We start from the raw sequence: 16008 nt of genomic DNA on the forward strand, positions 1-16008 counted from the left end.
CTAACGACCTCTCTTACCCTGCGCTGTTCAGTTTTCAAGGATCGCGTCACAGCATCGCAGCGACGTTTATAATAGTATCATACAGGCATACCTCTAGCAAGTAGTAATTTAACCCATTTTTAATGGTATTATTCTATTAATATTAATAATATCCGTAATACTGCCTTATAAATGGGTTTTTCGATTGTTTCTACGACCAGGGGCCGCAGACAAAATGGTTCAGCGGTCCATGACCACGGCCGATGGCCGGAGCCTCGGCAATGGCCCGATTTACATACTGACAGGCTACCTGCACCGACCGCAACAAATCCCAACCCCTGGCCAGTCCCGCCGCTACTGCCGCGGAAAGGGTGCACCCCGTGCCGTGCGTATTGCTGGTTTGCCAGCGCGGATTTTCGATGCGATAAATATGCTCATGACCGATCAGCAAATCAATCATCACATTTTCTTCACCGGCAAAACAGCGATGCCCTCCTTTCAGCAGCACCCAGCGTGCTCCCAGGTTCAAAATGTCCCGGGCCGCCTGCAGCAATGACTGCTCGTCCTCAATCTTGACACCGGTGAGAACCCCGGCCTCCGGCAAATTGGGCGTTACCAGCAGCGCCAGGGGGATAAGTTTTTCCTTATAGACAGCCACAGCCTGCGGTGACAGCAGGGTATGTCCACTGCTGGAAACCATCACCGGGTCCACTACCAGGTTTTCCACCCGGTACGCCTGCATTTTGTGAGCTACAATCTCCACTATATCCTCATTGGCCAGCATGCCGGTCTTGATGGCCTGAACCGGTATATCCTCCATTACCGCATCGATCTGGGCGCCCACCTGCGAGGCCGGTAGCACATGCACATCATAAACCCCGGTGGTGTTCTGCACGGTAACCGCTGTAACAGCGCTGGTACCGTAAACCCGGAAAGAAGCAAAAGTTTTCAGGTCGGCCTGAATACCGGCCGCCCCGCCGGAATCGGATCCGGCCACAGTCATGGCACAGGGCAAAGTGCGCACAATACTCCCTCCAGCTATTCAAATAACGCCCGCACGTATTCACCGGCATCAAAAGGTCTTAAGTCCTCCACACCCTCGCCAATACCAATAAACTTCACCGGAATGTCCAGCACCTGCCTGATGCCAATCACCACGCCGCCTTTGGCCGTACCGTCCAGTTTGGTGAGCACAATGCCGGTCACACCGGCCGCATCCCCAAATATCTTCGCCTGATTAATGGCGTTCTGCCCGGTAGTGGCATCCAGCACCAGCAGTACTTCGTGGGGTGCTCCCGGCAGTTCCCTGGCCAGCACCCGCCCCACCTTTTTCAGCTCATCCATCAGGTTACTCTTGGTGTGCAACCGGCCAGCCGTATCTACAATCAGAACATCGGCTTTGCGGGCCCGCGCTGCCTGCAGGGCATCATAGGCTACAGCCGCCGGATCAGCACCCTCCTGGTGCTTGATTACGTCCACACCGGCCCTTTGTCCCCATATTTCCAGCTGTTCAATCGCTGCCGCGCGAAAGGTGTCACCGGCTGCCAGTATGACCTTTTGACCTCGTTTTTTGAACCAGCAGGCCAGCTTGCCGATGGTGGTTGTTTTCCCCACACCGTTAACTCCCACAACCATAATCACCGTAGGCGGCCCACCGCTTTTAATTTCGGCCTCACCCTGTCCCAGTATCTGCCCCGTCATTTCCTGCAGCAGGGGCTTGATCTGTTCCGCATCGGTTATACGACGTTCTCTGACAGTACGGCGCAGTCTTTCCATGAGCTCTTCCGCGGTTTGTACGCCCACATCGGCCTGAATCAGTATTTCTTCCAGTTCTTCATAAACTTCCTCATCAATTTTGGATCGCCCGGCAACCAGCGTCTCTATTTTTTCTACAAAATTTTTCCTGGTCTTGCTCAGGGATTCTTTCAACCTGTCGAACAAACCCATCTATCTCTCTCCCCGGCTACTCGAAATAAGTTTTTCCAGCGCCGTGCGCGCCGCCTGTTGTTCGGCTTCCTTTTTGGAATGTCCCTGACCGCGGCCCAGCTCTCGCCCGCAGTGCATCACCCCGGCGGTAAAGGTTTTGTCGTGATCAGGGCCTGCCTCATGCAATATTACATAATTGAGCGGATCGCTGCTGCGCTTTTGCATATACTCCTGCAGTTCGGTCTTGTAGTCGCGGTCCAGTCGCCCGGCCAGAATGTCCTCCAGTAAGGGCTGCAAATAATCCAGGGCCAGCCGGCGGGCCACCGGCAAACCCTGATCCAAAAACACCGCTCCCAGCAGCGACTCAAAAGCATCGGCCAGTATGGAAGGGCGCTCCCGACCTCCGGTTTTCTCCTCACCCTTGCCCATATACAGGCACGCCCCCAGATTGAGCTGCCGGGCCACCCTGGCCAGGGAGGGCTCGCAAACTATGGCCGCCCGCAGCTTGGTTAGTTCCCCTTCCGAAAATAAAGGAAAACTATTATACAAATGCTCGCTGATAATTAATTCCAGCACCGCATCGCCCAGAAATTCCAGGCGCTGGTTGCTCTCCTGCCGCCGCCCTTCCCGATTTTCATAGTTGTAGGAGCTGTGCGTCATGGCCAGCTCCAGCAGACTTTCATCCCGCCAGGGTATGCGCAGTTCTTGCTTCAGGGCATCAATGGCCGCCCGGTTGTTCAGCATGCAGCACATTCCACCTTATCCGGCAAATTTTTTAAAGACCAGCGTAGCGTTGTGACCGCCAAAACCAAAAGAGTTGGACAGGGCCACCTGCAGTTCCTTTTCGCGGGCCTGGTTGGGTACATAGTCCAGATCACATTCCGGATCGGGCTGCTCATAGTTGATGGTGGGGGGAATCACCCCGCGGTCCAGGGCCAGGATGCTGGCCACCGCTTCTACTGCACCGGCCGCTCCCAGCAGGTGTCCCAGCATGGACTTGGTGGAACTGACCGCCAGCCGGTAGGCATGTTCACCAAAAACCTGCTTAATGGCCAGGGTTTCCAGTCTGTCCCCCAGGGGAGTGGAAGTACCGTGCGCGTTGATATAATCCACCGCTGCCGGCTCCAAACCGGCATCCTGCAGAGCCAGGCGCATGGCGCCAGCCGCCCCCCGGCCGGCCGGTTCGGGGGCAGTGATATGGTACGCGTCACAGGTAGAACCATATCCGACAACCTCTGCGTAGATGCGTGCCCCGCGCCGCCGGGCATGTTCCAGAGTTTCCAGCACCAGTACGGCAGCCCCTTCCCCGATGACAAACCCGTCCCGTCCGGCATCAAAAGGCCGGCTGGCTTTCTCGGGCTGCTCATTGCGAGTGGACATAGCTTTCATGGAGCAAAAGCCGGCTACTGCCAGGGGGGTTACCGGAGCTTCCGCCCCCCCGGTAAAAACCACGTCCAGCAAACCATAGCGCAGCAAACGATAGGCGTCACCAATAGCATTGTTGCTGGATGCACAGGCGCTGGTGGTGGTAACATTGGCCCCCCGCAGGTCAAAATGAATGGCAATCTGGCCGGCGGCCATATTGGCTATCATCATGGGAATGAAAAAAGGGCTGACCCGAGCCGGACCTTTTTCCAGCAGAGTGCGGTGCTGATCTTCCAGCGTTTCTATACCCCCCACACCCGAGCCCAGGATTACCCCGGCCCGCTCCCGATCCAGGGATTCCAGATCGAGAGCGGCATCCTGGCGGGCCATTTCGGCTGCCGCCATGGCAAACTGGGTGTAGCGATCCATGCGCCGCGCCTCTTTGCGATCTATGAACTGCACCGGATCGAAACCCTCCACCAGGGCGGCCATCCGGGTACTGTAACCTTCCACATCAAAGCGGTCGATGGTTTTCACCCCCGACCGCCCGGCGATCAGGTTCTGCCAGAACGCCTCCAGGTCCAGCCCCAGCGGTGAGACTATCCCGATGCCGGTCACTACAACACGATTATACAAGTTTTTCCCCTCCAGAAAAACAATACAGAATATATTTTAAAGCCCCGCCGGTATGAGCGGGACTTTGCGTTCTTATGAATGCTCCACGATATAGCGCACGGCCTCGCCGACAGTACGAATCTTTTCCGCATCCTCATCGGGAATGGTCATTTCAAATTCCTCTTCCAGAGCCATGACCAGTTCCACAATATCCAGCGAGTCGGCGTTCAGATCCTCAGTAAAAGAGGCTTCCATGGTCACCTCGTCGGGCTCCACATTGAGCTGTTCCACAATGATCTTCTTTACCTTCTCAAAAATCGCGTCGGACACTGCATTTCACCCCCTTCCAAATTTCTAAAAAATCATCAGCCCCTTTTTGACGATCACATGTGCATACCGCCATCTACCGATATAACCTGCCCGGTGATGTAGGCCGCACCCGGCCCGGCCAGAAAAACCACCAGAGAAGCCACATCTTCCGGCTGCCCGGGCCGCCCCAGCGGGATCCCTTTCAGCATGGTCTGCTTCAATTCCTCCGGCAAAGCTGCGGTCATATCGGTTTCGATGTAGCCGGGAGCGACGGCATTGCAGGTGATCTGCCGCGAAGCCAGTTCCCGGGCCACCGCTTTGGTCAGACCGATTAAGCCTGCCTTGCTGGCCACGTAGTTAGCCTGGCCGGCATTGCCGGAAAGCGCCACCACCGAAGTGATGTTGATAATCCGGCCATAACGCGCCTTGAGCATGGGCCTGGTAACCGCTTTGATGCAGTGGAAAGCCCCTTTCAGGTTTACATCCAGCACCTCGTCCCAGTCCTGTTCTTTCAGCCGGGGGAGCAAATTGTCGCGAGCAATCCCGGCATTGTTCACCAGGATATCCAGCCGGCCCATCTTTTCCAGCACCCCCGCCACCATCCGGTTGACCTGCTCGGCATCGGCCACACTGGCCTGCCAGGGCAGCACGCGCCGCCCCAGCGCTTCAATCTGCCGGGCGGTTTCCCCGGCCACCGCCTGGCTGCCGGCATAATTAAGTACTATATCGGCACCCGCACCGGCCAGAGCCAGAGCGATAGCCCGCCCGATTCCTCTGGCCGCACCGGTCACCAGGGCCACCCGGCCATCAAGAGACATTTTATTAAACCTCCCCTTCCAGGGCAAGGATTTTTTCCATGCCGGCCCGATCTTCCACGTTGTAAGCCACGGCTTCGGGGCAGATTTTTTTCACCAGGCCGCAGAGCACCCTGCCCGGACCTATTTCCACAAAAATACGCACGCCCTGTTCACGCAGATAAGCGATGCTTTCCTCCCAGCGCACCGGGCTGTACACCTGGCGCACCAGCAAATCGCGCGGATCCGCCTCCTGGGGATAGTAGCGGGCAGTAACATTGGAAACCACGGGTATAGCCGGCTGCTTTACCCTCACCCCGGCCAGCACTCCGGCCAGTTTTTCTCCGGCCGGACGCATCAAACTGGAATGAAAGGGTGCCGATACAGCTAGCGGCATACACCGCCGGGCCCCCGCTTCCCTGGCCAGGACCATGGCCCGCTCCAGCCCGGCGTTTGTGCCGGCAATCACCACCTGGCCGGGACAATTGAGGTTGACCGCCTCCACGGTACCGGCCGCACTGGCTGCCGCGCAGATTTCGCGCACCCGTGCAGCATCCAGACCCAGCACCGCCACCATGCCGCCCTGTCCCAGGGGTACCGCTTCCTGCATCAGCCTGCCCCTCTGGTGCACCACCGCAGCCGCATCGGCCGGTTCCAGGCTGCCGGCCACCACCAGGGCGCTGTATTCGCCCAGACTGTGTCCGGCCAGAGCCGCCGGGGACTTGCGCCACCCGGCTTCCTGCAGGGCCCGCCACAGAGCAATGCTCACGGTTAATATGGCGGGCTGGGCATACATGGTCTGTTTGAGCTTTTCCTCCGGCCCGTTGAAGCACAGCTCCCGCAGGTCAAAGGGCAGCACTGCGGCAGCCCGGTCAAAGACCTCTCTGGCGGCAGCGGAATGCTCATAAATATCCCTGCCCATGCCCACATACTGGGCGCCCTGTCCGGGAAACAAAAAGGCTATCCTGCTCACTCGCCCACCACCAGTGTCCAGTTATTTTTCAGCACCTGCTCGGCCCCCGTGACCACTTCCTGAATAATTTCGGCCACCGGCTGCACCCGGCTGACCATGGCGCAGATCTGCCCGGCCATCACCGAGCCCATTTCCACATCACCGTCCTGCATGGCCGCCCGCAGCCTCCCCACGCCCAGTTTTTCCAGCTCGGCCGGAGGCACACAGCGGCTCTCCATTTCCTCAAACAGGCGGCTCAACTTGTTCTGCAACACCCGCACCGGATGTCCCGTGCTGCGCCCCGTGACCACGGTATCCCGGTCCCGGGCTTTGATGAGCATTTGCTTGACATTGTCGTGAATGGTGCACTCGCTGGCACACATGAAGCGGGTACCCATCTGCACGCCGCAGGCCCCCAGGGCCAGAGCGGCAGCCAACCCCCGGCCGTCAGCAATCCCACCGGCCGCCACCACCGGCACCCTGACCGCATCCACCACCTGGGGTACCAGGGCCATGGTAGTGAGCTCCCCCACATGGCCACCGCTTTCCAGACCTTCGGCAATGATCCCGTCCACACCGGCCCGCTCCAGCCGCCTGGCCAGAGCCACCGAGGACACCACGGGAAACACCCGGCAGCCGGCCGCATGCAGCGCCGGAATATACTTGCCCGGGTTGCCGGCTCCGGTAGTGACCACGGCCACTTTTTCCTCGATGATGATCTGCATGATCTCTTCCACATGGGGTGACAGCAGCATCACATTCACCCCAAAAGGTTTATCCGTCAGCTCCCTGGCCCGCCGCACCTGCCGGCTGACCCAGTCAGGTAGAGCCTGACCCGTACCGATGATGCCCAGCCCGCCGGCGTTGCTCACCGCTGCCGCCAGTTCGGCCGTGGACACCCAGGCCATTCCGCCCTGCAAAATGGGATATTTTATGCCCAGCATTTCACACAACCTGGTCTTGAGCACCCGAACAACCTCCCGCATTTTATTCCCAGCGCAGGGCGCAGGCCGCCCAGGTCAGCCCGGCCCCGAACCCCACCAGCACTACATGGTCGCCGGGCCTGATCCGGTCGGCGGCCACCGCCTCGTACAGGGCAATGGGTACGGAAGCCGTAGAGGTATTGCCATAGCGATCCACATTGACCAGCACTTTCTCCATACCGAGTCCCAGCCTTTTGGCCGCCGCCTCGATAATCCGGATGTTGGCCTGGTGCGGAATCAGAAAGTCCAGATCCTCCCTCTGCAGTCCGGCCCGCCGCAAAGCCTCCAGCGCACTTTCTTCCATGGCCTTGACGGCAAATTTAAAAACCTCCCGCCCGTTCATGTGCACATAGTGCAGCCCGGCCTCCACCGTAGCCGGGCTGGCCGGCTGCCGCGACCCGCCCGCCGGCAGACTGAGCAGGTGGCCGCCACTGCCGTCGGCGGCCAGGGTGCTGGCCAGAATCCCCCGTCCGGGCTCGTCCGGGGCCAGCAGTGCGGCACCCGCTCCATCGCCGAACAGCACACAGGTATTGCGGTCCTGCCAGTTAATGATCCGGGACAGGGTTTCCGCCCCCACTACCAGTACATGACGGCACATGCCGGTCTGCACAAACTGCGCGCCACAGGAAAGGGCATAAATGAACCCGGTGCAGCCGGCCAGCAGATCAAAGGCTCCGGCTCCGGCAGCCCCCAGTCTGTCCTGCACCAGACAGGCCGTGGCCGGGAAAAGGGTATCCGGTGTATTGGTAGCCACAATAATCAAATCCAGTTCTTCCGGCCGCACTCCGGCCTGCTGCAGCGCCTGACGGGCGGCCGGCACGGCCAGATCCGAAGTAGCCTGTCCGGGTTCCGCCAGCCGTCTTTCTTTAATCCCGGTACGGGTGACAATCCACTCATCACTGGTATCCACCATCTGCTGCAGTTCCCGGTTGGTCAAAACCCGTTCCGGTACATACATGCCCAGCCCGGCAATTTTTACTCCGCGCAACTCAGGCATTACCACATCCTCCACAGCTGTTTTTTAAAGCGCCGACCAGCTGATCCATACTGCCGGCAATTTTCTCCGGCAACCGGTTCTGGGCAGCAGCGGCCGCAAAACGCAGGGCATTGTGAATGGCCCGGGCATCCGAGCTGCCGTGGCCAATCACCACCACACCATTTACGCCCAGCAGAGGCGCTCCGCCGTACTCGGCATAGTCCAAACGCCGGCGCAGATCCTGCAGAGCCGGCAGACTGAGCAGCGAGCCCAGGCGGGAGAGCCAGCTGGCACCCAGCGTATCCTTGAGCATCCCCAACAGGGTCATGGCCAGGCCCTCACTGGTTTTCAGCACCACGTTTCCTACAAATCCATCACAAACCACCACATCGGCCCGGCCGGGGAATATATCCCGCCCTTCCACGTTACCGATAAAGTTCAGTCCGCTATCTTTTAAGAGCGAAAAAGCGGCCTGGGTGAGAGTATTGCCCTTGCCCTCTTCCTCGCCAATATTCAGAAGACCCACCCGCGGATCGGCTACCCCCAGCACATCACGGGCGTAAAGATAACCCATCAGCGCGAACTGCTGCAGGTGCTGGGGCGAACAGTCCACATTGGCCCCGGCATCCAGAAGCACCACCCGTCCCCGCCGGGTGGGAAGCACACTGGCAATGGCTGGCCGGTCAATACCCCTGATGCGGCCCAGGCCCAGCAGCGCCGCCGCCATCACGGCACCGGTATTGCCAGCCGAAACCACGGCGGCCGCCCGGCCTTCCCGAACCAACTGCACCGCCCGCACTATGGACGAATTTCTTTTGCGCCGCACGGCCACCGCCGGACTTTCACCCATACCCACCGTTTCGGGCGCATGCAGCACATCCACCAGCGGGCGGTCCGCCCCGGCCAGCTCGGCACCAATTTTTTCCTCATCGCCCACCAGTACGGGCCGCAGTCCGTCCTGCCGGGCGGCCAGCACAGCACCCCGCACCACTTCCGCCGGGGCAAAATCTCCCCCCATGGCATCCACCGCAATGATCAACGACGCCATTCCTCCTCCGGAATTACAAACACCAGAAATTTGCCGGTAAAAACCGTTTCCTTCCCCACTGTGGAGGAAACCCTTACCATATATTTATTGCCTTTCTGGCGGCTGATATATGCCCGCGCCACCACATTTTCCCTCACAAACACCGGCCTTTTGAAGCTGACCTTGGCCGTTCCCGTCAGGGCCACCGGAGCGTCAATCAAGGCCACGGCCAGAGTGTTGGCCTGGGCAAACAGGTATTGCCCGCTGGCCACGCCGGTCTTGCGCAAACACATGGACGGTGCAATCTGCAAAATAGAGATACCTTCCCGTCCCAGGTAGAGATCCACCAGCTCGCCCACCATTTCCTGGCGGGTCAAGGCCCGCACCTGGCCGTAGACACCGCGGGCCATGTTTTTCACCCGCTCCCGCATTTCCGGGATGTTCAGTTCACTGCGATCCAGGCGAATGGTCTGGATACTCACACCCAGAATCTGGGCCAGTTGGTCATCGGTCAAAAACGGGTTGCCCTCTATGTACTGCCGCAACAACCTGTGCCTGTTGCAGCGCCCGCTTTGTTCGTGTTCCATACTCCCGTCACCCGAGAACAGATTGTCTGCTGGCAGGGCTATTAGTACCAGGTACTAAAGTGATTATAAGGGACCGGGCAGTAAAATGCAAGCAGAAATCCCAGATACAAACAACAAAACCCGGCGGCAGTCGTCGGCTGCACACCGGGTTTGTTCTGGTCGATGAGATATTCAGCTACTGTACCTTTACCGCACTGCGGTTTTTGTAATAACCGCATTCCGGACAGGCATGGTGAGGCATAATCAACTCATGGCATTGCGGGCAAGAGACCAGGGTAGGGGCAGCAATCTTGTAGCTGGCCGCCCGGCGCTGTCTGCCTCTTTGTTTGGAAGCTCTCCTCTTGGGTACGCCCACTCCTTACACCCCCTTTAACCCGGCCTTACTCACCGGTACCTTATTGCAATAGTTTCTTCAAAGCCGCCAGCCTGGGATCGATATCTTCCACCACACAGCGACATTGCTCCCGGTTCAGATTGGTGCCGCAGACCGGGCACAAACCCCGGCAGTCTTCGCTGCACACCAGACGCATGGGCAGGGCCACCAGCAGCGACCTGGCCACATCGGCAGTAATATCAATGCTGTCCCCACTGTACGGCTGCCACTCGGGCTCGGGCTGCACATCCTCCTGACCGGCCGGATAGTAGGTTTCTTCTATCTCCGCCCGTACTGGCCGGGGAAAACTTTCCAGACACCGGCCGCAGGCCGGCAGCAACACCGCCCTGGCTTCGCCCCGCACCACTATGGCGGAAGAAGTGGAAGTAAGCTGCAGGTCCAGTTCCACCGGCCCGGCCAGACTAATTGTTTCGGTTTCGGTTACAATGTCGGGCAACTCACTGCGCACGGTAACCCGCTGCGTTTGTCCCGGAGCGTGTTTGAGCCGGGAAACATCGAGCTTGATCAATATTTTTCACCCCGTCATTTTCACAAAAACCATTATATAGAAGGTCGGCAGCGCTTGTCAAGAAGCAGGTTATTTTACCCGTCCCGGCAGTATATAAATTTACCACTATGGTACATTGCCGGAGGTACAATCATGCGTCCAGTCGTCACCCCGCTGGTGATCATTTCCATCCTGCTGGCCCTGATCTCCTTCCCCGCCCTGTCCTTCCAGGGCGCTATCAACGGCGTCCGGTTGTGGCTAAATGTGGTTTTTCCCGCCCTGCTGCCCTTTTTCATCGCCTCCGAGCTTCTGATGAACAGCGGCCTGGTGCATTTTTTCAGCATCCTGCTGGAGCCGCTGATGCGCCCGCTCTTCCGCCTGCCGGGCAGCGCCTCCCTGGTGCTCTGCGCCGGCTACACCAGCGGCTACCCCATAGCCGCCGTAATCATTGCCCGGCTGCGCCGGGAGGGCCTCTGCACAACCGAAGAGGCCGCTCGCCTGCTCAGTTTTTCCAGCAACGCCAGTCCCCTGTTCATGCTCACGGCCGTGGCCGTGGGCATGCTGGGCCAGCAGCAGCTGGGCCTGTACATAGCCGGTTCCCACTACCTGGCCAACCTGACCATTGGTCTTTTGCTGCGCGTTTTTTATCCTGCCGGCCCGGCCGGGCCAACCTTTCCCGCCCACCCTGGCAACCTCCTACAACGGGCCTGGAAGGAATACCTCTACATCCAGCACCGGGACGACCGGCCGGCGGGCAAAATACTGGCCGATGCCGTGCGCCAGTCGGTGCTCAACCTGCTGACCATAGGCGGTTACATTGTTTTTTTTGCCGTATTGATTAACCTGTTTAAAGAATTGCACATCATTCACCTTACTGCCGCCTTGCTGGCCCGGGTACTCATCCCGCTGGGCCTGCCGGTGGAGATCACTCCCGCGCTGGCGGCCGGTCTCTGGGAAATGACCGTAGGCTGCCAGCAGGCCTCCCTGGCACCGGCCGCACTGCTGGGCAAACTGCAGGCCATCAGTATAATTTTAGCCTGGAGCGGCATCTCGGTACTCACCCAGACCGCAGCCATGCTGGCAGGCAGCGGCGTAAGCCTGCGCCTGTTCCTGCTCATGCGCCCGGTGCACGCCGCCCTGGCCTGCCTGTACATCACCATATTTTTTAAATTGCTGCCCCCGGCGCCAGCTACCGCTGCCCTGAACACGGCGCTCCCCGGTTCACCCGTTCCAGCAGCGGCCTGGGCCAACTGCCTGAAAATGCTCCTGCTCCCGGGAGCGGCCCTGCTCCTGATCACCACCGCCTCGGCCATCAGGCGCCTGGCTGGCAAATAAGACCCGAAATGAAGAATTATCCTTTTGGCGCCGGGACAGGCTAATACGAAACAGAAAAAGCATAAGCGTGTAAAGAAGGTGATGGAGCTTGGCTGACCTGAGCAGTTTTTTCTCTCCCCGCAGCGTGGCCGTCATTGGCGCATCGCGCACTCCGGGAAAAATTGGCTACGCCATTGTGGACAACATCATCAAAAGCGGTTATTCAGGCACCATTGTTCCCGTCAACCCCCGGGAACAGGAAATTCTAGGGCACAAGTGTTACAGTCGGATTACCGAGGCCCCCGGTCCCATTGATATGGCTGTAATCTCGGTGCCGGCGGCTAAAGCCGTGGGCGCGGTGGAGGATTGCGCCCGGGCCGGCGTGAAAAACCTGGTGATTATCACCGCCGGCTTCAAGGAGGTGGGCAAGGAAGGACTGGCCCTGGAAAAGCAAATTGTGGCCCTCTGCCAGGAAAACAACATCACCATGCTGGGGCCCAACTGTGTGGGCATGATGGACACGCACACGCCCATCAACGCTTCCTTTGCCGTCAATTTCCCCCGCCGGGGCGACATCGCTTTCATTTCCCAGAGCGGCGCCATGCTGGTGGCCATCCTGGACTGGAGCCGGCACACCGGCCTGGGCTTTTCCAAAGTGATCAGCCTGGGCAACAAAGCCTCGCTGACCGAATCCCATTTCATCGACGCGGTGGCCGCCGACCCCAACACCCGGGTGGTGCTCTGCTATATTGAAGATGTGGCCAACGGCAAACACTTTCTGGAGGTGGCCCGGCGGGCCAGCCGGCAAAAACCGGTAATCATTCTCAAGAGCGGCACCAGCCAGGCCGGCGCCCAGGCCGCGTCCAGTCACACCGGCGCCCTGGCCGGCAGCGATCTGGCCTATAATACGGCCTTCAAACAGACCGGAATTATTCGGGCCAGCACCATGGCTGAATTGTTCGACCTGGCCATTGCTTTCTCCAACCAGCCCGTCCCCCGGGGCAAGCGCGTGGTCGTAGTCACCAACGCCGGTGGTCCCGGTATTGTAACCACGGACCGCATAGAAAACCAGGGGCTAAAAATGGCTCGTTTTGAAAAAGAAACCATAGATTATCTCCGGCAAAACCTGCCCGCCGAATCCAACATCTACAACCCGGTGGATGTGCTGGGCGATGCCACTGTGGAACGCTACCAGATCGCCCTGCAAAAAACCCTGGCCGATCCCCAAGTGGACAGCGCCGTGGTGCTGGTCTGCCCCACAGCGGTTACCGATGCTGCTTCCATTGCTCAGGTGGTTATTGACGAACACCGCAAGGTGCCGGAAAAACCGGTTTTTGCCGCCTACATGGGAGGAGAATCGCTGGCTGCCGGAGCCCGGCGCCTGAGCGAAGCCGGCATACCCTGCTACACCTTTCCGGAAACCGCCATCGATGCCATCCGGGGCATGTCCTACTACCGGGAAATTCTGCAGCAACCGGCATCCGCCGGGGACATCCGCCCGGACAACCTGGACCCGGAAACCGTGCGCCGGATTTTTCAGCAGGTGCGCCGGGACAACCGGTTGGTACTGCTGGGCAGCGAAGCTGTCCAGGTGATGGAGGCCTACGGCATTCCCTGCGCCCCCACCGCCCTGGCTACCAGCCCCGACCAGGCGGTGGAACTGGCCCAAGCCATGGGCTACCCCCTGGTCATGAAAATAGCCTCTCCCAAAATTCTGCACAAAACCGATGTGGGAGGCGTAAAGATCGGCATTGCAGACGCTGCTGGCGTGAAAAACGCCTTCGCCGAAATCATGGAAAATGTCACCAGACTGCTGCCCAATACGGAAATATATGGTATAGAAATCCAGAAAATGATGCCCAGGGGGACCGAAATAATCATAGGCATGATCAAGGATGTGCAATTTGGTCCGCTGATCGCCTGCGGACTGGGTGGGATTTACGTCAACCTCTTAAAAGACGTCTCCTTCCGCCTAGCGGACGGTCTCACCCGTACGGAAATCGAAAAAATGCTGAGCGAAACCAAGGCCTACACCCTGCTGCGCGGCTATCGGGGCGAGCAGCCAGCCGATATTAACACCATCGTGGACATGATTGCCCGCACAGCCTGCCTGGTCGGAGATTTTACCGAGATCAGCGAACTGGATATCAACCCGGTTTTTGCCTATCCCACAGGGGCCCGGGCCCTGGATGTAAAAATAACCATAGCGTGAGGTGGCAGATTCATGAAAAGCCTTTATATCAGCGGCACCGCCGGCAGCGGCAAGACAGCAATAGCTGCCGGCCTGGCTCAGAAATTCACCCAGCAAGGTTATCGCGTGTCATACTTTAAGCCCGTAGGCTACTCCGCCTCTCCCACCCGGCGGCAGGACAGGGACGCTCTGTTGATGCAAAAACTACTCAAAATGGATGTACCCTTGGATGTAATCACCCCGGTGATGTCCGGACCCTCTTACCTGTCCGGACAGGCCCGGCCGGCTGAATTACTGGACAAAATTAAAAAAGCCTACGAGACCATAGCCGAAAAAGCTGATATTGTACTTATTGGCGGACCTCCCCGACCACATATGCTGAGCTGTGTAGGGCTGGACACGGCGAAGCTGGCCGAGCTTTTTGGATCAACCGTAGTCTACTTGATTAATATTGAAAATGATTACAGCGTGGATATGGCCGTATTTATCAATAATTACCTGAAAAAATACGGTATTGAGGTTATTGGCAACATCTTCAACCACGTCTCCCGCCCCCTGCTGGCCAAAACCGAGGGCATCTACCGCCATTTGCTGGAGCAGCAAGGTCACCGCACCCTGGGGATCATCCCCCGCAACCCGGAAATCGCCTCCCCTACGGTGGCGGAATATCTGGAAGCGCTGGGTGGAGAGTTACTGGGAGGAGAGGACCGGCTGGACCGCATAGTGGAAGATCTGGTCATTGGCGCTATGACCCTGGAAAGCGCCCTGGGTTACCTGCGCCGGGCACCCAATAAAGCCATAATCACGGGTGGTGATCGCTCGGATATCTGCCTGGCCGCTCTGGAGACCAGCACTTCAGTGCTCATCCTCACCGGCGGACTTTACCCGGACGTCAAAGTAATTGCCCGGGCCGAGGAAAAGGGCGTACCGGTAATCCTGGTACATTACGATACTTATACCACATTGGAAAAGCTCTCGGAAGTATCCCGGCACCTGCGGCCCGAAGATGAAAAAAGCCTGCGGCTGACCCTGCAGAGCATTGAACAGCACTGCCAGTGGCAGGCCATTTTGGAGAAACTCCTGTAAAACAAACCGGGTGTGCCCCGTTTCCTGCTAAAAGGAACGGTAAGGCACACCCGACTTTGTTAATCCTTTTTCAACAGGTCCTGTATTTCCTGCCGGCCGCTCTGCACTTCGTGGATGGCCCGGGCCAGCACGTCCTCCACTTCTTTCAGTTTGTCGTCGGCATACCCGTAGGCACCGTGCTTGATCTCCCGGGCCAGTTTTTCCGCCCTGTCCACAATCTCCTGGGCCATGGCGCGGGCCTGGGTGACGATCTCGCTTTCCTCGGCCTGCCGCTCCAGCTGTTTTTGAGCGTCCTCCATAATGCGCCGGGCCTCTTTTTTGCACTCTTCCAGCATTTTTTCCTTGTCGGCGAGAATTCTTTTGGCCTGGCGCATTTCCTCGGGCAGGGCGGTGCGCAGGCGATCTAGCAGATCCAGCAGTTTTTCCTCGTCAATCAGTAAACGACTGGTCATGGGAATTTTGGGACTGTTCTCCACCAGCTCTTCCACTTCGTTAATAATATTAAATATTTCCATCACGACTTAACCTCCCCTGCATTGCGCAATTGCCGGTACTTTTCCTTCAGCCGCTCCTCCACCAGGGGCGGCACCATATCCCGCACACAGCCGCCGAAAAGCATCACTTCCTTTACCGCCGTGGAACTGATAAAGGAAAATTCCGCCCGGGTCATCAGAAAAATGGTCTCGATGCCCGGAGCCAGCTTTTTATTGGTTAGCGCCATCATGAATTCATTCTCAAAATCCGAAATGGCCCGCAGGCCCCGCACAATGGCCTGGGCTCCCTTTTCCCGGGCAAAGTTTACCGTCAACCCGTAGAAAGAATCCACCAGTACATTGTAGTAGGGCTGCAAAACCGCCTTCAATATTTCCACCCGTTCCGGTACGGTAAACAGGGGTCTTTTATGGGCATTGCAGGAAACCGCCACGATCACCTCATCAAAAAGCGAGGCGGCCCTTTCAATCACGTCCAGATGACCGTTGGTAATCGGGTCGAAACTCCCCGGATAGACTGCTATACGCAAAA

The 16008-nt window shown here is 58.4% G+C and carries 18 protein-coding genes; 3 read left to right on the plus strand and 15 right to left on the minus strand.

The features are described 5' to 3' along the window. Nucleotides 1–190 precede the first annotated feature (190 nt). The 13 genes from thiD to ACUVTU_RS08575 form a co-directional block, all read right to left on the minus strand. A complete protein-coding gene (gene thiD, locus ACUVTU_RS08515) occupies nucleotides 191–1003 on the minus strand; it encodes a bifunctional hydroxymethylpyrimidine kinase/phosphomethylpyrimidine kinase (protein ID WP_445889540.1) in 813 nt (270 codons plus the stop codon). A gap of 14 nt (nucleotides 1004–1017) precedes the next feature. Beyond that, a complete protein-coding gene (gene ftsY, locus ACUVTU_RS08520) occupies nucleotides 1018–1926 on the minus strand; it encodes a signal recognition particle-docking protein FtsY (protein ID WP_445889541.1) in 909 nt (302 codons plus the stop codon). Next, nucleotides 1927–2649 (minus strand): ribonuclease III, encoded by a 723-nt coding sequence (rnc, locus tag ACUVTU_RS08525; protein WP_445889542.1) that lies wholly within the window; start codon nucleotides 2647–2649, stop codon nucleotides 1927–1929. It lies immediately after the preceding gene. Between the two features lie 15 nt (nucleotides 2650–2664). Next, the gene (fabF, locus tag ACUVTU_RS08530; RefSeq protein WP_445889543.1) at nucleotides 2665–3906 is read right to left on the minus strand and encodes a beta-ketoacyl-ACP synthase II; all 1242 of its coding nucleotides are present in this window, start codon (nucleotides 3904–3906) and stop codon (nucleotides 2665–2667) included. A 72-nt stretch (nucleotides 3907–3978) separates the two neighbouring features. Next, entirely contained in the window at nucleotides 3979–4215 is a 237-nt protein-coding gene (gene acpP / locus ACUVTU_RS08535; RefSeq protein ID WP_445889544.1) for an acyl carrier protein, read from the minus strand. 53 nt (nucleotides 4216–4268) lie between these two features. Further along, on the minus strand, nucleotides 4269–5012 hold the full coding sequence (fabG, locus tag ACUVTU_RS08540; RefSeq protein ID WP_445889545.1) for a 3-oxoacyl-[acyl-carrier-protein] reductase: 744 nt from the start codon (nucleotides 5010–5012) through the stop codon (nucleotides 4269–4271). A 4-nt stretch (nucleotides 5013–5016) separates the two neighbouring features. Then, a complete protein-coding gene (gene fabD / locus ACUVTU_RS08545) occupies nucleotides 5017–5961 on the minus strand; it encodes an ACP S-malonyltransferase (protein ID WP_445889546.1) in 945 nt (314 codons plus the stop codon). Continuing rightward, the gene (fabK, locus tag ACUVTU_RS08550) at nucleotides 5958–6908 is read right to left on the minus strand and encodes an enoyl-[acyl-carrier-protein] reductase FabK (protein ID WP_445889547.1); all 951 of its coding nucleotides are present in this window, start codon (nucleotides 6906–6908) and stop codon (nucleotides 5958–5960) included. The genes fabD and fabK overlap by 4 nt, the downstream gene beginning before the upstream one ends. Nucleotides 6909–6927: 19 nt before the next feature. After that, a complete protein-coding gene (locus ACUVTU_RS08555) occupies nucleotides 6928–7920 on the minus strand; it encodes a beta-ketoacyl-ACP synthase III (RefSeq protein WP_445889548.1) in 993 nt (330 codons plus the stop codon). Beyond that, nucleotides 7913–8938, minus strand: a complete 1026-nt coding sequence (gene plsX, locus ACUVTU_RS08560; RefSeq protein WP_445889583.1) for a phosphate acyltransferase PlsX — start codon at nucleotides 8936–8938, stop codon at nucleotides 7913–7915. The genes ACUVTU_RS08555 and plsX overlap by 8 nt, the downstream gene beginning before the upstream one ends. After that, a complete protein-coding gene (fapR, locus tag ACUVTU_RS08565; protein ID WP_445889549.1) occupies nucleotides 8935–9513 on the minus strand; it encodes a transcription factor FapR in 579 nt (192 codons plus the stop codon). The genes plsX and fapR overlap by 4 nt, the downstream gene beginning before the upstream one ends. A 175-nt stretch (nucleotides 9514–9688) precedes the next feature. Then, entirely contained in the window at nucleotides 9689–9868 is a 180-nt protein-coding gene (gene rpmF, locus ACUVTU_RS08570; protein ID WP_445889550.1) for a 50S ribosomal protein L32, read from the minus strand. 40 nt (nucleotides 9869–9908) lie between these two features. After that, complete coding sequence (locus tag ACUVTU_RS08575; RefSeq protein WP_445889551.1) at nucleotides 9909–10415, minus strand: YceD family protein; 507 nt, start codon at nucleotides 10413–10415, stop codon at nucleotides 9909–9911. Between the two features lie 132 nt (nucleotides 10416–10547). Here ACUVTU_RS08575 and ylbJ point away from each other — a divergent pair, with 132 nt between their 5' ends. From ylbJ to ACUVTU_RS08590, 3 genes are all read left to right on the plus strand, one after another. Beyond that, on the plus strand, nucleotides 10548–11729 hold the full coding sequence (gene ylbJ / locus ACUVTU_RS08580; protein WP_445889552.1) for a sporulation integral membrane protein YlbJ: 1182 nt from the start codon (nucleotides 10548–10550) through the stop codon (nucleotides 11727–11729). Between the two features lie 88 nt (nucleotides 11730–11817). Next, nucleotides 11818–13920 carry an acetate--CoA ligase alpha subunit gene (gene acs, locus ACUVTU_RS08585; protein WP_445889553.1) on the plus strand — a complete coding sequence of 701 codons (2103 nt, stop codon included), beginning with the start codon at nucleotides 11818–11820 and terminating at the stop codon, nucleotides 13918–13920. A gap of 12 nt (nucleotides 13921–13932) precedes the next feature. Continuing rightward, the gene (locus tag ACUVTU_RS08590; RefSeq protein ID WP_445889554.1) at nucleotides 13933–14985 is read left to right on the plus strand and encodes a phosphotransacetylase family protein; all 1053 of its coding nucleotides are present in this window, start codon (nucleotides 13933–13935) and stop codon (nucleotides 14983–14985) included. Nucleotides 14986–15044: 59 nt separating this feature from the next. Here the strand turns inward: ACUVTU_RS08590 and ACUVTU_RS08595 are convergent, their stop codons facing one another. Both ACUVTU_RS08595 and coaD read right to left on the minus strand, forming a co-directional pair. Continuing rightward, nucleotides 15045–15500, minus strand: a complete 456-nt coding sequence (locus tag ACUVTU_RS08595; protein WP_445889584.1) for an ATPase — start codon at nucleotides 15498–15500, stop codon at nucleotides 15045–15047. After that, nucleotides 15500–16006 carry a pantetheine-phosphate adenylyltransferase gene (coaD, locus tag ACUVTU_RS08600; RefSeq protein WP_445889555.1) on the minus strand — a complete coding sequence of 169 codons (507 nt, stop codon included), beginning with the start codon at nucleotides 16004–16006 and terminating at the stop codon, nucleotides 15500–15502. The genes ACUVTU_RS08595 and coaD overlap by 1 nt, the downstream gene beginning before the upstream one ends. Between the last annotated feature and the right edge of the window lie 2 nt (nucleotides 16007–16008).

Source organism: Desulfurispora sp. (assembly GCF_052744395.1).